Source organism: Thermogutta sp., assembly GCF_039793925.1.
GTDB lineage: Bacteria > Planctomycetota > Planctomycetia > Pirellulales > Thermoguttaceae > Thermogutta.
Window position 1 is genome coordinate 47,687 of sequence record NZ_JBAMME010000358.1, and the last position, 16,192, is coordinate 63,878.

Annotated in this window: 13 protein-coding genes; 10 read left to right on the forward strand and 3 right to left on the reverse strand. The window is 57.6% G+C overall.

Annotated elements, in window-relative coordinates; genetic code table 11:
- The 7 genes from ABJK56_RS19550 (at position 1) to ABJK56_RS19580 (ending at position 10,826) form a co-directional block, all read left to right on the forward strand.
- Positions 1-861, forward strand: coding sequence for a hypothetical protein (locus ABJK56_RS19550; RefSeq protein ID WP_347246368.1), 861 nt, complete (start codon positions 1-3; stop codon positions 859-861).
- Positions 862-1,034: 173 nt separating this feature from the next.
- On the forward strand, positions 1,035-1,754 hold the full coding sequence (locus ABJK56_RS19555) for a MotA/TolQ/ExbB proton channel family protein (protein ID WP_347246369.1): 720 nt from the start codon (positions 1,035-1,037) through the stop codon (positions 1,752-1,754).
- A 66-nt stretch (positions 1,755-1,820) separates the two neighbouring features.
- A complete protein-coding gene (locus ABJK56_RS19560) occupies positions 1,821-2,309 on the forward strand; it encodes a biopolymer transporter ExbD (protein WP_347246370.1) in 489 nt (162 codons plus the stop codon).
- Between the two features lie 94 nt (positions 2,310-2,403).
- The gene (locus ABJK56_RS19565; RefSeq protein ID WP_347246371.1) at positions 2,404-3,018 is read left to right on the forward strand and encodes a biopolymer transporter ExbD; all 615 of its coding nucleotides are present in this window, start codon (positions 2,404-2,406) and stop codon (positions 3,016-3,018) included.
- A 107-nt stretch (positions 3,019-3,125) separates the two neighbouring features.
- Entirely contained in the window at positions 3,126-6,641 is a 3,516-nt protein-coding gene (locus ABJK56_RS19570) for a PQQ-binding-like beta-propeller repeat protein (RefSeq protein ID WP_347246372.1), read from the forward strand.
- A gap of 110 nt (positions 6,642-6,751) precedes the next feature.
- Positions 6,752-9,130, forward strand: coding sequence for an ABC transporter substrate-binding protein (locus tag ABJK56_RS19575; protein WP_347246373.1), 2,379 nt, complete (start codon positions 6,752-6,754; stop codon positions 9,128-9,130).
- A 100-nt stretch (positions 9,131-9,230) separates the two neighbouring features.
- Positions 9,231-10,826 (forward strand): hypothetical protein, encoded by a 1,596-nt coding sequence (locus ABJK56_RS19580; protein ID WP_347246374.1) that lies wholly within the window; start codon positions 9,231-9,233, stop codon positions 10,824-10,826.
- 16 nt (positions 10,827-10,842) lie between these two features.
- On the opposite strand, the gene ABJK56_RS19585 is transcribed toward ABJK56_RS19580, so the two are convergent.
- On the reverse strand, positions 10,843-11,355 hold the full coding sequence (locus ABJK56_RS19585; protein WP_347246375.1) for a hypothetical protein: 513 nt from the start codon (positions 11,353-11,355) through the stop codon (positions 10,843-10,845).
- A gap of 379 nt (positions 11,356-11,734) precedes the next feature.
- On the opposite strand from ABJK56_RS19585, the gene ABJK56_RS19590 reads away from it, so the two are divergent.
- On the forward strand, positions 11,735-12,964 hold the full coding sequence (locus ABJK56_RS19590; RefSeq protein WP_347246376.1) for a PQQ-binding-like beta-propeller repeat protein: 1,230 nt from the start codon (positions 11,735-11,737) through the stop codon (positions 12,962-12,964).
- 133 nt (positions 12,965-13,097) lie between these two features.
- Positions 13,098-13,748: a nicotinate-nucleotide adenylyltransferase gene (nadD, locus tag ABJK56_RS19595; RefSeq protein ID WP_347246378.1), complete on the forward strand. Its 651-nt coding sequence runs from the start codon at positions 13,098-13,100 to the stop codon at positions 13,746-13,748.
- Positions 13,749-13,755: 7 nt separating this feature from the next.
- Here the strand turns inward: nadD and ABJK56_RS19600 are convergent, their stop codons facing one another.
- The gene (locus tag ABJK56_RS19600; RefSeq protein ID WP_347246379.1) at positions 13,756-14,001 is read right to left on the reverse strand and encodes a hypothetical protein; all 246 of its coding nucleotides are present in this window, start codon (positions 13,999-14,001) and stop codon (positions 13,756-13,758) included.
- A 265-nt stretch (positions 14,002-14,266) separates the two neighbouring features.
- Here ABJK56_RS19600 and ABJK56_RS19605 point away from each other — a divergent pair, with 265 nt between their 5' ends.
- Entirely contained in the window at positions 14,267-15,181 is a 915-nt protein-coding gene (locus tag ABJK56_RS19605; RefSeq protein ID WP_347246380.1) for an ATP-binding protein, read from the forward strand.
- Between the two features lie 85 nt (positions 15,182-15,266).
- Here ABJK56_RS19605 and ABJK56_RS19610 read toward each other — a convergent pair whose 3' ends face one another.
- A complete protein-coding gene (locus ABJK56_RS19610) occupies positions 15,267-15,992 on the reverse strand; it encodes a hypothetical protein (protein WP_347246381.1) in 726 nt (241 codons plus the stop codon).
- Positions 15,993-16,192: the final 200 nt, after the last annotated feature.

Consider the following 16,192-nt stretch of genomic DNA (forward strand, 5'->3'; position numbering starts at 1 on the left):
ATGACGGAGCGCACCGCACCCTTAATTAACGATCCCGGTTATGCTCTCCGCGTGACCGCTTACGATCGCGCGGTCAGCGCCATTATTTCCTGTCTGATTCTGCTGGGGATCTGCGTGCTGGGGCTTTTCATCATCTGGTTGACGGGACGCTCGCATGTCTCCCAGGTGACGGTGCCGGTCAGTTATCAACCGATCGGTGAAGGAGGACTCCCTCTCGGACCGGAGATGGAAATCAATACAGAGCCCCCCGGGCAGGAAGTGGAGATGGAAGAACCAGAGCTGCGGGACGCCCTGGCCTCGGTGGCCGACGTGGTAGCGGCTCGACTGGCCGATCTGGAAAACCCGCTCGTTGCTGATCCGGAATCAACGGAGCGTGGCGGTCCGAAAGGTTCCCCCGTCCGCAGTGGCGCCGGCGGAACCGGTGGCAGCGGTATCCCGCGTCGGTGGGAGATTTTCTTCGACAAAGGCAACACCCTCGACACGTACGCTCGCCAGCTCGATTACTTCAAGATTGAACTGGGGGTTCTCCTTCCGGGAAACAAAGTTCAGTATGCATCGGGCTTCTCACAACCCCAGCCCAAAGTGCGGATCGGCCCGGCCGACGCTGAAAAACGATTCTATCTCACCTGGCAGCGTGGTGACCTCCAGGAGGCCGACAAACAATTGCTGGCCAAAGCAGGAATCGATGCAGACAATCGAATCATTCTCAAGTTTCTTCCTCCGGAAGTCGAAGCCCAGCTCGCCGCCCTGGAACGCGCCCATGCCGGCAGCCGGGCCGATCGGGTGAGTTCCACGCGATTTGGGATTCGACGGGAGGGAAGCGGTTTTGCCTTCTACGTCATTTCCCAACAATTCCGATGAGAATTTTGCATGGTGACTGTCAGCCCAAAAGTGATGTTGAGCGCGTATTATCGCGGATCAACTCCTGAACATGGCGAAAAACGGTGCGGGGACTCAACTCTCCCGCGCCGGCGGGAAGGTCATTGTCAGCCATTCAACACTGTCAGCCTTCAGCGAGATAAGAAATCAGACCCATGAGACTCGACCTGAGCACGATCACGACCTATTTGGGAAACGCGGACTACGCCGCCCTTGCCCTCGTCGCGCTTTGGGGTGCGTTCTGCATGGTGATGCTTGTCCGACGAATTCGTCGCTTTCGGTTCGTTACGGAACAGCAGCAGGAGGAATTCCTTCAGCGTGTGGAAGACCTTATCACGCGGGGAGATTTCACGGCTGCGGCGGACATGTGCGCCGAGGACAGCCGCGCTTTGCCCCAACTCGTTCGGCTGGCCCTGCTCAACCGGCGGCTGGGCCTCTCCCGGCTCCGTACACTGCTCGTGGAGCGCTTTCAACGGGATGTCCTCGCCGATCTCGAATACCGTCTCTCCTGGATCTACACCGTCATCAAAAGTGCTCCCATGTTGGGGCTCTTTGGGACTGTGCTGGGAATGATGGGAGCCTTCGCCAAGCTCTCGGGCGGTGAGAAGGTGGATCCCACCAAACTCGCCGACGATATTAGTCTGGCCCTCGTCACAACGGCCATCGGTCTGGCTATTGCTATCCCCCTGGTCCTGTGTGCGGCATCTGCCAGCATCCAAATTCGCAAGCTGGAAGACTTTGTCAGCTCGGGTCTCAATCGCCTCCTCGATATGCTCAAAAGTGTGGGAGTTCGTGCCGAGGGGCCAGCCACACCTCCTCCGGCACCAACCCCCCCAGCCCGTGCTGCAGCCGAGCGAACTTTTCGCACCGAATAGCCCGAGCCAAAAATATGCGGAGAGTCAAAAAATTGCGAATGTGGAGCAAGGCGGGAAATTGCCACAATGAGTAGCGATGTCTGGACACGGGTAGTGGGTGACGAATCTGAGGCCATCGTCTTCCGCCGGCCTCGCCAGGAATCGGTGGATTTCGACATCACACCGATGATTGACGTGACATTCCTGCTGCTGATTTTCTTTCTGGTGGCCTCATCGATGGACGTCGGGCGTGCTCTGGAACTTCCTCCTGCGCGATATGGCAAAGGTGCCAATCCTGCCCAGTCGACAATCATTACGGTGGCCTATCAGGGTGACAACATGCCCCCGGCCGTGTACCTTGCGGACGGAAAACTCGGCACACCCTTGCCGGATGACTCTCAGCAACAACGACAACAGCTTGTGGCCGCGGTCCGCGAAGGGCTGCTCAGCGGCAAGCGGGATGTGATTGTCAAGGCGGAACGAAAGCTTAAGCACAAAGACGTGGCGAGAATTCTCGAAGATATCAGCGAAGTGGAAGGCGTCCGCATTTATATCGGGGTTATAGAAAAAGATTAAACCGATTGGCATGGTTCGGCAATTCTTCACGTTGGTTCATGTTGGCACGTTTGAGGATTGTCACGCGCGAAGTTGAAAAAACTCAGGAGCCGGCATGCTTCGGGTGAGATGTCCACAATGTGGAACGGTCGTAACGGTGGCGGACAATCTTCGCGGCACATCTGGTCCCTGCCCGGCATGTGGACACGTCATCCCGTTTGATGGCCCATCGAAGACCACTGTCGAGGCAGTCGAGGAAGCGCAAGATGTACCCATCAGGTTCACCCGGCCGGAGATGCCCGAAGAGGTCATGGACATGACGCCGATGGTGGACGTGGTGTTCCAGTTGCTGATATTCTTTATGATGACGGCGGCATTCAGCCTGCAAAAAGCTCTTGAAATGCCGCCTCCCGACAATCAGGAAAAAACAGCCCAGGCCCAAACGCTGGAAGAATTGGAAAACGAAAGTGATTTCGTTATCGTGCGAATCGACCGTGATAACAATATCACGGTGGACGGAGAGGATGCCCCCAGCGACCAGGAGCTCCTCAATAAGCTAAGAGAAGCGAAGCTGGGCCAACTGGGCCAGGGAGTGCCGGGGCGCACCGGCCTGTTAGTTCTGGCAGACCCCCAATGCCGCCACGAAACTGTTGTCAAGGCACTCGATGCGGGGAATGCCGTAGGGATGGAGCGAATTCGACTGGCCACCGTAGAGGATACGGCATTTTAAAAAGCATTTCAAAATGAAGCCTCAACCGGAGGTTCTCGAAAGGTCCTGTTCCAACGTAACACAGAACCGCTAAAAAACGCGGGAGGAAAGGTGCCGGATAGAAGATCATGATTCCTGCGGAAGCGCTCTTCAAAGTCCTCGAAGAAAAAGACCTTGTTCCCGCCGAGGTCCTGGCGGAGCTTCGGGCGCATGTGGCACGCTCGTTAAAGACGCCCAAGCCCATCAACGCAGCGATGGCCGCTCGCATTCTTGTGGAGCAGGGGTACCTCTCACGGCTTCTCGCTCAACGTTTGATGAGCCAGATCGAAGCGGAATGGGCAGCCAAAAATCCGCGACAGAAAATCGAACCGCTGGTCCTCCGTCCGCTGGAAGAGGCACCCGTTAAGGATGAAGAGACCCTCTCGCTGGCGGACGACGTTGTGGACCTAGTGCCGCTCGAAGAAGAACCTCCGCGAAAAACACCAGCCGCGCCGTCATCACCTCCCAGGGCCGTCCCTCTGGAATCGGGTGACGCGACATCGGAAGCCGCCTCGGGGAACATCGAGACACCCCCGTCCGGCCCTACCGAAGATTTACTGAGCGAACTCTTACCTTCCACCAGTCCAACACCGGCGACCACCCCACTGGCAGCTACCTGGACCTCACCCCGTCGCAAAACGCCGTGGGAATCACCGCTCATTTTGTTTGGTGGAGGGGGAATTCTTCTCTTGTTGTTCGCTGGAGTGGTCCTTCTCTGGTCTCTCAACAGGCGAAGTGGCGATGAGCTCCTGGCCGAAGCAGACGCCGACTACCATGCCGGTTCGTACACCCAGGCCATCCACAAGTACACGCAGTTTCTGGATAATTTTCCCCGCCATCCCCAGGCAGGACCGGCGAAAGTGCGGCGAGGACTGGCACAAATCCGGCAAGCCGTGCAGACTCAGGAAAGTGTGGCGGCACTTTCTGCGATCAAAGAGGTCCTCGACCAAATCAGCCCTCTTCCCGATTTCCACGCCGAGGCGGACGCAGAACTCACGGCCATTCTTCCGCCGCTCGCTGATAATTTAGCGCGGGCGGCCCTTCAAAAAGTAGATCCCGCCCTCGTGGAAAAGGGCCAAGAGGCCCTTGCCTATTGTCGGCGATTCATCCCGCAGGACAAACGGCCAGTGGCGAAACTCGACGAAATCGCTACTATGCTCGAACTGGCACGGCGTCGTATTTCCCAGACGGAGGAATTGACCCGAACAATCGGCCGTCTGGAAGAACTTCTCGCAAAAGGGGAACTGGATCAGACCTATGAGGTGAGAAAAAAATTTCTTGAGGATTATCCGCAGGCGAGAAACAACGCTGAGCTCATTCGCGTTATGCGGCGCATTGCGGAAGCGGAAAAAGCCCGAGTGAAGTTTGTTGAGCCCTCACCTGTTCCAAACGCGCCCAAACGCCCTCCGCTGGAGCAAACCGCCGTATTTGCCTTTTTGAAAAAGGGGGAAGCCCCACTACCGGAAGACCGCGTTGTCACGTTCTCCGACCAGTCATCGGTTTTTGCGATTGAGGCGCGTACAGGAAAACTCCTCTGGCAGCGCCGAACAGGCGAATCAGTCGCTACCATTGGGCCTTCTCAAACGCCGTGCGTCCTTGAGATTGATAACCGTCCGGCCATTGCTCTGCCAGACCGCATTAACACATGTATTGCCTGCTTGGAGGCCGGCACGGGAAATCCACTGCGGGAAATTAGGCTCCCAGAACCCCCGGTCCAGTGTGCTCTTACAGACGCTGCCACGGCAACGGTTCTGGGAGACTCCGGGCGCATCTACGTGGTCGATTTCCAGGAGGGAAAGGTCCTTCGAGAACTGACCCTTCCCCAGAAACCCGCGTTCCTTCCGGTACTGGGTGGAGACCCGGTTCGCTGGTACCTCGTAGGAGAGCACTCCAACATCTTCGTCCTTGATCCGGTGGAAGGAAAATGCGTGGATGTCTGGTATGTTGGGCACGAACCGGGCCAGCTCTGCGTTCCGCCGGTAGTGATCGGCGAGTATCTCGTGCTGCCAATGCAGAACGGTGAGAAAACCACGCAGCTCCGCGTCCTGGCACTTTCCCAGAGAAGTGGGGAACCGAAGGAGAGCCAGGCAACCGAAGCACTCATTCAGGTCATCCCGCTGCCGGGAAAACTGCGCACGGCCGTCCAAGTCCAGGGATCGCGGCTGAGTTTGATTACCCACGAGGGCCATGTTCAGGTCTATCAATTACGGGCAGGCGATCGTCAGCAACCTCTGGTACTTCTTGCGGAAGGAAAGTCGCCGAGAGGGCTCCCACAGTTCGATCAGTGGGTCGCCCCTTGGGTTGTCCTGGCGGGTGACTCCCTGCTCACGGCCGATACCTCCCTGGCGCAATTTGAGCTTCAGGCGTCTGCCGCACGACTCATCCCGCGATGGGTGGCCTGCGAAAACACGCGGGCCATCGCACCGCCAGTGATTATGGACTCCACAGTTTTTTACACCTATCGCCGGCCGAATCGGCCTGGGATTTTCATCTCGGCCCTAAATGCCACGGACGGTCGAAGTTACTGGGAAGTTCACCTGAGTGATCCGGGGATCGCTCTGACCCCCTCTCCTTCCGATCCATCGCAGGTGCTGGCCGTGACATGGAGCGGTCACGTGGCCGGGTGGAATCGCTCTGGAGAAAATCAATTGCCAAAGGTTGTCCAAGCCCTAGCAACCACCGAGATGCCACTGGTTCCTTCCCCCGAAGTGGAGCCGCTGACGTGTTCTCCTGCTCCGGGACTTTGGTTGATAACCTACCCGGGAAGTTCCGATTTGCTGAAGATTGATGCGCGAGCCAATCCCCCAAAGCACCAACTTATGCGCTTTGCAAAAGCCGTGGCTGGTCCACTCCTTCCATTGGCCAATGGGTGCACAGTGGGACTCGACGATGGGAGCCTCGTCTGGCTGCCTTGCGATCAGGAAAATCCGCAACCGGTTGCCTATCTCGGCCCGACCGTCCCCGAGGAGACCACCCGTTATTCGGGCGCTGTTGCTTTGGAAGACCAGGGGCTTATTGCGGCGGATAACCGAGGGCACCTTGTCAAGCTCCGGCTGGAGGGCACTCCCCCCGATCAGTTCCGTTTGGAATGCGAGCGATCCCATCGTCTTCCCTTCGTGTCGCCCCTGGCGCGACTCGATAAGCTTGTTGTCATCAGCGATGCCGAAAAAAATCTGGTCTTTTTCGACGCAGAGACCCTTCAACCCACGGCAACCATTCCTCTTTCTAGCGAATGCATTTGGGGACCGGTGGCCGGCGAAAACCTCGTTTATTTTCTGACGGCCGCCGGAACCTTTTTCTGGTTGAGCAATGCCAGCAGCATGGGGCAGGTGGCGATAGGAAATCGCATGCCGGTAGGGCTCCCCATCCGCCGCGGTCAATTGTTACTTGTCGCCACATCGGCGGGGGACCTCATCACCATCGATCTGACCACCGAGAAAATCACCAGTACCACGCAGCTGCAAATCCCTCTCGCCTCGGCTGGCACACTGCTGGGCGATGAACTCTGGCTGAGCACGCTGGAGGGATGCTGGTTGCGCGTCTCCCTGGATTCACTGCGGATGAGTCGGACCACCGGTAGCGAAACCCTCTCCGCCGCTCCTTAAAACATGTGACGGATTCGGCGTCTCAGGAAATGGATCGGATCGGGAAACAACATATCGATCTGTCGAAACGACGTACTGCGGAAACACGGCGACTTCCACGATGTCGCCGGATGTGCCGTACCGCCTGTATGCTGGTCCTTTGTATCCTGGGAATGCCTACCTGCGCCGAAGCGCCGCAGCAGCAACCCACTCCGCTGACACCTCAAGTGTCAAAACAACTAGCTGAACCCAACATTGATACGACGACTCCATTGTACGAGCAGCCGCCATTCGATTTGCTGTACCTCAATCCAGCCAATAATAATGCTGTGCTGAAGCTATTGCCTGTTCCTCTGCCCGATCGCAAAGTTCCGCAGCCATTACCCCGCAGTGGGTATCTGGAGATTGAACTTTTCGACCGCCCGGGAGAACGTTATCGCGTGCCGTGGCAGGCCGTGGTGCAGCTTAAACTGTTTGAACAACTCCTGCTGGAACAGGCGATGAAACTCATCCAGGAAAAACGCTTCGATGAAGCCTACGATTATCTGGACTACGTCGCCACCCATTATCCCAAGGTGAGCGGATTTTCCGAAGTCGAGCAGTTGTTTTTGATCGAGGAAGCACGGGCAACCCTCGCTCAGGGACAATCGGAACGCGCATTTGCCGACCTCTGTCGGCTGAGCGAACTTAATCCGAACCATCCAGAACTCTCCAATCTGATCGGCCAGGCAGTTGATACGCTGGTCGCACAGCGATGGCAAAAGGGGGAATATGCCGCGGCACGGGGGGTGGTGGAGACGCTCTCGAAACTTCTTCCCCAACACCCTGCCATTCAAAAGTTTCGACAGCAGTGGCAAACTGAAGCGGCCGAGTTGGAAAAGCAGGTGCAACAGGCACTGGCCGAGGGCAATGCCCGCCACGCTGACCGGCTCGTCCGCAAGCTCAGGCAGGTTTGGCCACAGCAACCCCGGCTGGACCAATTGATCGCGGAAGTCCGAAAAGCCTATCCGCGATTCCAGGTGGGGATTACCCAACCAGGTGCCCGGCCTGATCCGACTTCGTTAATCGACTGGGGAAGCCGACGCTGCGGGCGGCTTATCCGCGAGGCCCTAGTGGAGTATACCGGCCCTGGTCCGGAGGGTGGCGAGTATCAGTCTGCATTCCTGATGTGGCAACTCGATGCTGAAAAGCAAACGCTGACGCTGCGACTTCGGCCTGAGCGTCCCCGATTTGCGGATGGGCGATCCTACACCGCATACGATCTCGCCCAGCAACTGGCTAATCGGGCGGACCGACACCACGAGGGATACTTTCCCCCATGGGCGGAGGTTGTAGCCGGTATCCGTATTTCGTCGCCCGAGGAAGTGATCGTCCATCTTCGATTTGTTCCTCTTAAACCGGAGTCGCTTCTCCAGTGCGTGCCGGAGCCCGCGCTAATTCTCGCTTCCGCCGCCAAAGATCGTTTCCCTGGCGTCGGGCCATTTGTTCTTGCCGCAGAAGAATCATCCTCATCCCGGTGGGTTTTCCGTCGCAATACTCACACGGGAACTGCTTCGGACGGAGGTAGGCCGGTCCCCAATGGTCCGGCCGAGATCGAAGAGATCGCCTTTCCGCGATGCCGGGACGCTTTGCGGGCCTTGCGCGAAGGAGAGATCGACATCGTGGATCGCGTCAACCCCTGGGAGTTACCTCTGCTTGCCCAAGCCCGCGACGTCACTGTGCAACCCTACCGGGTTCCCCTCGTTCACATGCTGGTTCCCAATCTCTCCAAGCCATTGCCCGGCAACCGTGATTTTCGCCGCGCCATGTTGTACGCCATCGACCGCGAACGGATCCTGCAATCATTGCTGGGTGGCAAACCTCAATCGGGATGTCAGGTCGTCAGTGGTCCCTTCCCGGCGGGAACGTCGTTCGGTGACCCCATGGGCTATGCATACGATCCTCAAATCAAGCCCCGCGACTATCAACCTTCGCTTGCCCTGGCGCTGAGTGAAATCGCCTTCCGTCAAGCCCAGGAAGTGGCAAACAAGCGCGGGCTGCCGCCGCTGAAAACCCGGGAGGTGGTGCTGGCCCATCCGCCCCATGAGATCGCCCGAGAGGCCTGCCGGCAGATTCAGGAGCAGTGGCGTCTCATAGGTTGGACTGTGAAATTGGTGGAAGTGTCGCCTGAGCAGCCACCTCCGCCGGAGTACGATTTCCTGTATGTGGAGGCTGCTATCTGGGAGCCGGAAATTGACGTTATCCGGTTGATCGCAAATCTGATCCCCGAACGGCAGTTTCTGTCGCCCCAGGTGGAGCTTGCCCTTGCAATACTGGGCAGCTCCGCAGACTGGCCCACATTAGGACAGCGTCTTCGCGACCTCCACCACTGGGTGTATGACGATCTCAGTGTGCTTCCGCTGTGGCAGCTAGTGGATTTTTACGCATACCGTTCCGGAATCAAAGGATTAGGTGAGCCGCGCGTTTCCCTTTACCAGAATGTAGAGACCTGGCAGTTCGCTCCAAATTAGCGGTGTGATGGGCAGCTCACAGACAAGCGGACGAGCGTCCCGTAAAGTGATCAGATTCCTCAGTGAGGAGGCATTCTGCCGCTTAGGGAGGAGATATGGGTTGGCCAGCGCACTTCTGCAAAAGCTAGTGAGTTATCTCGCGGTACAGGTAACCCCCGCAAGACAGCAATGGCCGGCGGGGCAACATTTGCCGGGGCCGGTCGGTATTCGGCGAAAAATGAAACTCACTTTTCTTGTGTTGACAGGCGGCAAGATGAGGCGACGATCGAACGCAAAAAGCCGTTTGAGCTGGCAATCGGTTGTGGCCGCGATGGCTCTTATCTGGTTGGGAACTTTTCCAGGCGTTTACGCCCAGAGCTTTTTCACGCTCGTACCATGCCGGCTTGAGGTGATCTGCCTGCTACCATCCGAGATCACAACCTCCAGCAGTTTGGAGAAGGAATTTTGCGATCAAGTTGCCAAGAGGCTCACAAGCGAACAGGGGCCCGCGTGGCGTGTTTCCGCAGCACCACCGAGTTCAGACGACCAGGCGATTCTCTGTGCTGCACTCCGTCGAGATCTGCATTTTGATCCCCCCGAATCTTGGCGCAAGCTGGCCCTGCGTGACAAGGTGGCAGTGGTTGCGGTGAAAAGAACCGGACTGGGTTGGCACGTCATGGCGCGGGACTGGGATGTGAGGGTCGAACGGCTGGGCCCGCTAGTGAAGAAAACCGCCCCGACCTGGTGCGGAGTAACGCAGGCTGCCGTTGAAGCGGTGCAGGAGGCTCTCGTTCCAGTAGCGCGAATTCGTCTGGTGGAACAACAAGCCGTCCGCCTGGATCTCCAGGGAAGTCTCCTGATGGAGGAACGTCCCCCGTGGCCGCGCCGCCAGTTTCTCGCCCTTGCCCGGTATGAAGATCGCGACGGAAATGCTCGCGCGGTAGTTCCCCTCCCATGGACCATCTTGCAATCGCCGGAGGGGCCCCCTGCCGAGGACGGGAGTGTGGGTTGCCAGATCATCTCTGGCGTGAAAAATCCGCTCAGTGCCCGGCGTCGCGGGAGGGTACAGCTTCTGGCCTGGGCTGTGACACCCCAGTCCCATTCCGTGACGATTTCCCTAAAGAATCGTCAAGACCCGCAAAAACCGCTCGTGGGATACGAAGTTCTAGCCCAGCCAAACGGGGAAGGCTCCCCTCAATTCCTGGGTCGCACGAACTTCGCCGGCCAAGTTGAAATACCGGCCCAGGACCCACCAGGATGGAAGCTCATCTGGGTCAAACATGGCCGCCGAGTCCTTGCCAAAGTGCCCGTGGTGGATGGATCAGCCGAGTTCACCGAACTCGCCCTTCCTGACGACGACCCCCGGCTTCTGGCCGAAGGCTACCTCATGAGCGTCCAGGATCAACTCGTGGATCTCGTCACTCTGCGGAGTGTCCTCATCGCACGCCTTCGTGCCCGAATTGCCGCTGGGGATTGGGATCCGGCCATTCGATTGCGAGACCAGCTCTTACAGCTCAAATCCCGAGAGATCTTCTCCAGCGAGTTGACACAGCAACAGCAGCGGCTATTTTGTCCAGATCCGGTGGGTCAAAAGCAGATCGACAAAATGTTCGAAGAGACCCGTCGGCTGGTCAATCTTTACCTCAATCCGCGAGAGGTCGAAGAGCTTGTCAAAGAGATCGCCATGAAAGCGCCACGACGGACCGGCACTCCCTGAGCCTGCATCGACCGTCCTACCTTCTCCGCCTGGATTCGCGAAAACACACTTCCATCGTGCCCGAAAACTGACGCACGACATCTTCCGGGGTGAGATTCATGTAAACTTTGGGATCAACGGTCCAGTGGTCTTTGTCGAAGCGGAAAATGGCCACCCCACACCGCTGCGACTCCTCTGTGGCGGGCAGCCACTCGGATTCTGTCCCCAGCGTGACCAGCACAACCGCAGCGAACCGTTGGCCGCCGCGCTCCCGCAAATAGAGAACTTCATCATCAAACTCACAGTCTACCCACTCAAGCTCGCCCGCCACCACGGGAACCGCTATCTGCCGGACAAGTTTCGCCTCCAAGCTTTCACGCTGGCGATGAAACTCGCGTCGTGCCCTTTCAAATACAGTTCGACCCTGCAACCTGCGGAGTGGTCGCCAAAGCGCCGCTATGATGACGGCCACAGCGAGCGGAATCAGAATAAACGAGACCTCGTCCGCCATAACCGACCCCACTTTCCCCAACCAACCGTCCACTGGCATTGTACGAGGGCTCCCCCCGCCGATGCAACCCTCTGGCAAAATCTGACTTGTATCCGCCGCTGTGGGACCGTTGGCCTGCCATTCATTTGCCACCGGCGTTGGAAGGAATAACCGGCACGACAAGCGTACCCGTTCACTCCTGGGGACGGCCCTGCCTGCCAAGCCGCTTGCCCTTTTTGGACAATCCATTCATCATCACCAGCCACAACAAGCGTGTCCCCGGGGAACTTCGCACCCGCCAACGACACCACATGGAACCTCCGCAACCGGCACGCGTCCCGGCGATTGACGAATAAATTGCGCTTGATACATTGACCGTGGCATGTTTCGTCGCGGGATCTGGACCGGGTTGTAGTGATAGCACAATGGGAGGGATGGAATGATGCGCACACTCGGGTGGACTGTCGCAACTCTGCTTTTCTTGAGTGGACCGCTGGTCATTGCCGGTGATTTTGCCAAAGAAGACTGGCCTCAATGGCGAGGTCCCAACCGCGATGGGAAAATCGCCGTCTTTGACGCACCGGAAACCTGGCCTGCCTCGCTTATCAAAAAATGGGAGGTTGTGGTAGGAGCGGGAGACGCAACTCCTGCACTCGTCGAGGGCCGTCTGTATTTGCATACCCGGCAAGGCGACGAAGAAGTGATCCTCTGTCTAGATGCAGAATCGGGACAACAAATCTGGGCAACCAAGTATCCGAGCCCGCCGGTGACGGGCCCCGCGTCGCGACATCCAGGACCACGAAGCTCCCCCGCAGTGGCTGACGGTAAGGTGGTTACGCTGGGAGTGGCGGGAATCGTTTCATGCGTGGACGCGACATCCGGCAAGCTGCTGTGGCAAAACAAGGATTTCAAAGGTACTCCTCGCTTTTTCACCGCTATGTCGCCGATCGTCGTTGATGGTCACGCCATTTTGCAATTGGGCGGACCCGATTCGGGAACGATCGTGGCTTTCGCGCTTGCCACGGGGGAGATCCGCTGGAAGTGGGAAGGCGAAGCCCCTTCCTACGCCTCCCCGGTACTTCTCACGATCGGGGATGAAAAACAAATTGTCACTTTTACAGAGCAGAGTTTAGTTGGCCTGTCGGCCAGGGAAGGAAAACTGTTTTGGCGAGTCCCTTTCCCGGCTTCGGGTCGCAATTACAATGCCGCCACACCAATCGTAGACGGCCAGACGATCTACTTTGCCGGTGCAGGTCGTGGCAGCCGAGCCATTCGCGTGGAAAAAAGCGGGGATGAGTACGTGGTTCGGGAACTGTGGACCAACCCCGACGTCGCTCCCCAGTTTAACTCGCCTATTCTCAAAGACGGCAAACTTTTTGGACTTTCGCAACGTGGCAATTTCTACTGCCTCGATGCTCAAACTGGGAAAACACTTTGGCTAGATGACAATCCATACACGGCTTTCGGCGCTCTTCTCGACGCCGGTCCTGTGATGCTCGCGATGACCGAGCGCGCCGGCCTTATCGTGTTTCCACCCAGCGGTGATGGCCTGCATCCTGTGGGGAAATACGAGGTGTCTTCGGCCCCGGTCTACGCCACACCTGTTGTGGCAGGCAAGCGCTTTTACATCAAAGATTCCGAATCTCTCAGCTTGTGGACACTGCCCTGACGTCGCCTTGGTGGCGACGATAGAATGAAGCGAATCTCCGTTTTCCCGTAGCATTCCGCCGGGAGGGGATTCGTTTTTGTTTTCCGTGCACGAAATGAATGCCCAATTGTCCAAGAAGGGTCGCTGTGTTCAGATGCGACTGGGAGTCTTCGGCGGTAGTTTTGATCCGGTGCATTACGGACATTTGCTTTTGGCAGAAAGCTGCCGGGAGCAGCTTGGCCTGGAGAAGGTGCTCTTCGTGCCGGCCGGCCAGCCACCCCACAAACGCCAGCGGCCACTCACCCCGGTAGAACATCGGCTGGCGATGCTGGAACTGGCCATCGGCGGTGAACCGGGGTTCGAAATTTGTCGGTATGAAATTGAACGCCAAGAGGTAAGTTACACGGTGGAGACACTTCGCTTTTTGAAGGGTCAGCTTCCACAGGCAGACTTGTTCCTCCTCGTCGGGGCGGACATGCTCAACGATCTTCCCAACTGGCGGGAGGCCGCGGAAATCTGCCGCCTGGCAATCCCCGTAGGAGTCCGCCGCGCGGGAATGCCACTTCCCTGCCTGGATAGCCTCCGAGCGATTATGGAACCCAGCCGGTTCGAAAAAGTTGTGCAACTTCACGTCGACATGCCCCAAATTGAATTATCGGCATCAGACATCCGTGCCCGGGTGGCTGCCGGCAAAAGCATTCGGTTCCGTGTTCCCAAGGCCGTGGAGATGTATATTTTACAGCACGGGCTGTATAAAGATCCGATCGGTAATGCGCCGGGCACAACGGAGAGCCAAGTCTGCTGAACCTGACTCAGGCCCGTCTGGCCATTTTTTCAATCGAGTGATCGCAGGATTCGAGGGCGGAGCAGATCTCCCGGAGCTGGGCCATCTGCTCTCGGGGAGTCAGGCTGATATCGACAAAGACGACCTTTTGACCACGGATTTCGCACATATGGCAGCCCCTGCCGTTAAGCCATTCTTCTCTTATTGCCCATCCTTTACCAATTAGTTCTCTCCTTAATTCATCCAAGCTACGCAGAACATCGCTTCCATCCATGCTTTCGATTCCTTGCTACCGAGAAACTGCAGAACCTGGCGGATCTGTTTGCGTGCTGCAAACTGTTCCTGCGAAACAGGGAGGGTTCAGCCGATGATCTCTATAGCAATGTCAAATGTCTTCGGTGGGCAAGCCGTATTTCCACGCGGTGGAATTTTCTGAAAAGTCGCGTGGAAGCGGGTGATTCTTTACCAGGAACACCTGTAAAAACACGGCCCCACAGCAGTCTATAGTCACCGTGGTACTCTGTTGCAAGGGCACTTCCGTGGACGAAAACACCCTCAAATCACTACCACCCGAGCAACAAGTAGCATTTCTCAAAGAACAACTTCTACAAACCCAGCGTTACACCGCCCTGGGCGAGCTCGTGGGCACAACCACCCACGAGTTTAACAACGTCCTTACGACCATCATCAACTGGGCACGACACGGCCTGCGGCATCGCGATGATGCGACCCGGGACAAGGCTTTCGAGGCAATTCTCGCTGCCGCCACGCGCGGGTCACGGATCACACAAACGATTTTGGGAATGGCACGGCGACGCTCCAACACCATGGAGCCAACCGATCTCCGTCAGTTGCTCGCCGATACATTGCTGCTTCTGGAACGAGAGATGAACAAATACCACATTCGGATGGAGGTGGCCGTGGAAGAGGTGCCCCCCGTGATGGCCAACCCGGGGCAGATTCAGCAAGTGCTTCTCAACCTTTTGACCAATGCCCGGCAGGCCATGCCGCGCGGGGGACGTCTGGTCATCCGACTTCACCACGACCCCGGTTGTGAGTTTGTGGACCTTCAAATCCGTGACTACGGCACAGGGATCCCGCCAGAAATCCTACCGAAAATCTTCGATCCATTCTTTACAACCAAGACCGGCCCGGATGCGAGCGGAAAGGGTGGAACAGGCCTGGGGCTGTCAGCCTGCAAGGAGATTATCGAGGCACACCGGGGACGCATTCGGGTAGAGAGTGCGGTGGGCAAAGGCACATGTTTCACCATCCGGTTGCCCTGCGCTGCGACACCGACATCGTCCCCCTCCACGGAATCCGCACCCTCGACGGTCTCACGCTCCCAATCCGCCCCGGCGGCTCCCACCTTCGCCCGCCTTGCGAATGGCGAACTCCCCATTGAGCCGTTTTCATCAGGCCAGGAGGGATCGCTGGACAACGTCTCGTCCTGAGCTTAATCGGCCGGGGACCATCGAAGAGCGCCGGGGAGTGAGTGGTGTGCGGAATCCGCAGGAAATGTTACCCACTACCCCCGATCTAAGGGTTTCTTCCCGGAACTGGCTCCAATGGCGGTAAAGGGTTCTGCTGAATGACATGGCCGCCCTGAATCGGGGAATTAATATCCTGCAGCGGCGACATCGATGTGGCGGGGCCAGGAAGCAAGCCAAATCGAGCCCCGATCATTTCGATGATTCGCTGTTCGAGCGCGGTGTCCCGCCCCATAGGAATCCAGCCCGCATGGGTTTGCTGTTCCCCAATAGGCGACACAACCCGCGTGAGAGAGCTGTCGTTGCGAAAAGTTGCGGAAGAGGTGGTGGCGGCGAGGGGCTGGCCGACATCTTCCAGCTCCTTGAAAACCAGCACGGTGATCCAGTAACCACCGTCGCGTGGATCGACCCGAATTTCCGCACGCCGCCGGATACTCTGAAGCGTGGCCTCCCAACGTGAATACCGATCGACCGAATCCTTATGCCACGGTTCCAAAATGGTTGCCCCTATTTTGGGGAAGGTGTCGATTCGGCCGGAGGTGAGAACGCTGTCGAACTGGCGGATGGGCTCCTCGCGTTCAATCTCGAAATAGTCGTCCACAACATCCACCAGTGTTTCCCAAAGGACGTGAGGGTCTTTCGCGGTCACGAAGATGGGGTTGGGGTAGTAAACGTTCAGGATGGGGCTGGGTGTCAGAAAAAAGGGCCGAAAACACCCCCCTATCAGTAGGAGACCCACGAGAATTCCGGTCGTTGCTACCCTGAGGTCACTCACCCGTGCAGGATTCCTTTCCTGAAGACTTCATCCGCATTGAGCGCATTGTGCCCCCGCTTCAACGGGGGTCGATAAGTGTTGCACGGGACGGCTGAACATGCAAGGGCAAAATTCCTGCATTGAAGGAAGCAGAGCCAACTTGCAAATGCCAACCGATGGTCTCCGCAGCCGTGCGCAACACCCTTCGTCTGCTTCCGGTT

Excerpts from the sequence above, each read along its gene's own strand:
- ABJK56_RS19575 (WP_347246373.1), top strand. The coding sequence starts at position 6,752 with ATGTGCCGTACCGCCTGTATGCTGGTCCTTTGTATCCTGGGAATGCCT.
- nadD (WP_347246378.1), top strand. The coding sequence starts at position 13,098 with ATGCGACTGGGAGTCTTCGGCGGTAGTTTTGATCCGGTGCATTACGGA.
- ABJK56_RS19550 (WP_347246368.1), top strand. The coding sequence starts at position 1 with ATGACGGAGCGCACCGCACCCTTAATTAACGATCCCGGTTATGCTCTC.
- ABJK56_RS19590 (WP_347246376.1), top strand. The coding sequence starts at position 11,735 with ATGATGCGCACACTCGGGTGGACTGTCGCAACTCTGCTTTTCTTGAGT.
- ABJK56_RS19600 (WP_347246379.1), bottom strand. The coding sequence starts at position 14,001 with ATGGATGGAAGCGATGTTCTGCGTAGCTTGGATGAATTAAGGAGAGAA.
- ABJK56_RS19570 (WP_347246372.1), top strand. The coding sequence starts at position 3,126 with ATGATTCCTGCGGAAGCGCTCTTCAAAGTCCTCGAAGAAAAAGACCTT.
- ABJK56_RS19585 (WP_347246375.1), bottom strand. The coding sequence starts at position 11,355 with ATGCCAGTGGACGGTTGGTTGGGGAAAGTGGGGTCGGTTATGGCGGAC.
- ABJK56_RS19565 (WP_347246371.1), top strand. The coding sequence starts at position 2,404 with ATGCTTCGGGTGAGATGTCCACAATGTGGAACGGTCGTAACGGTGGCG.
- ABJK56_RS19555 (WP_347246369.1), top strand. The coding sequence starts at position 1,035 with ATGAGACTCGACCTGAGCACGATCACGACCTATTTGGGAAACGCGGAC.
- ABJK56_RS19560 (WP_347246370.1), top strand. The coding sequence starts at position 1,821 with ATGAGTAGCGATGTCTGGACACGGGTAGTGGGTGACGAATCTGAGGCC.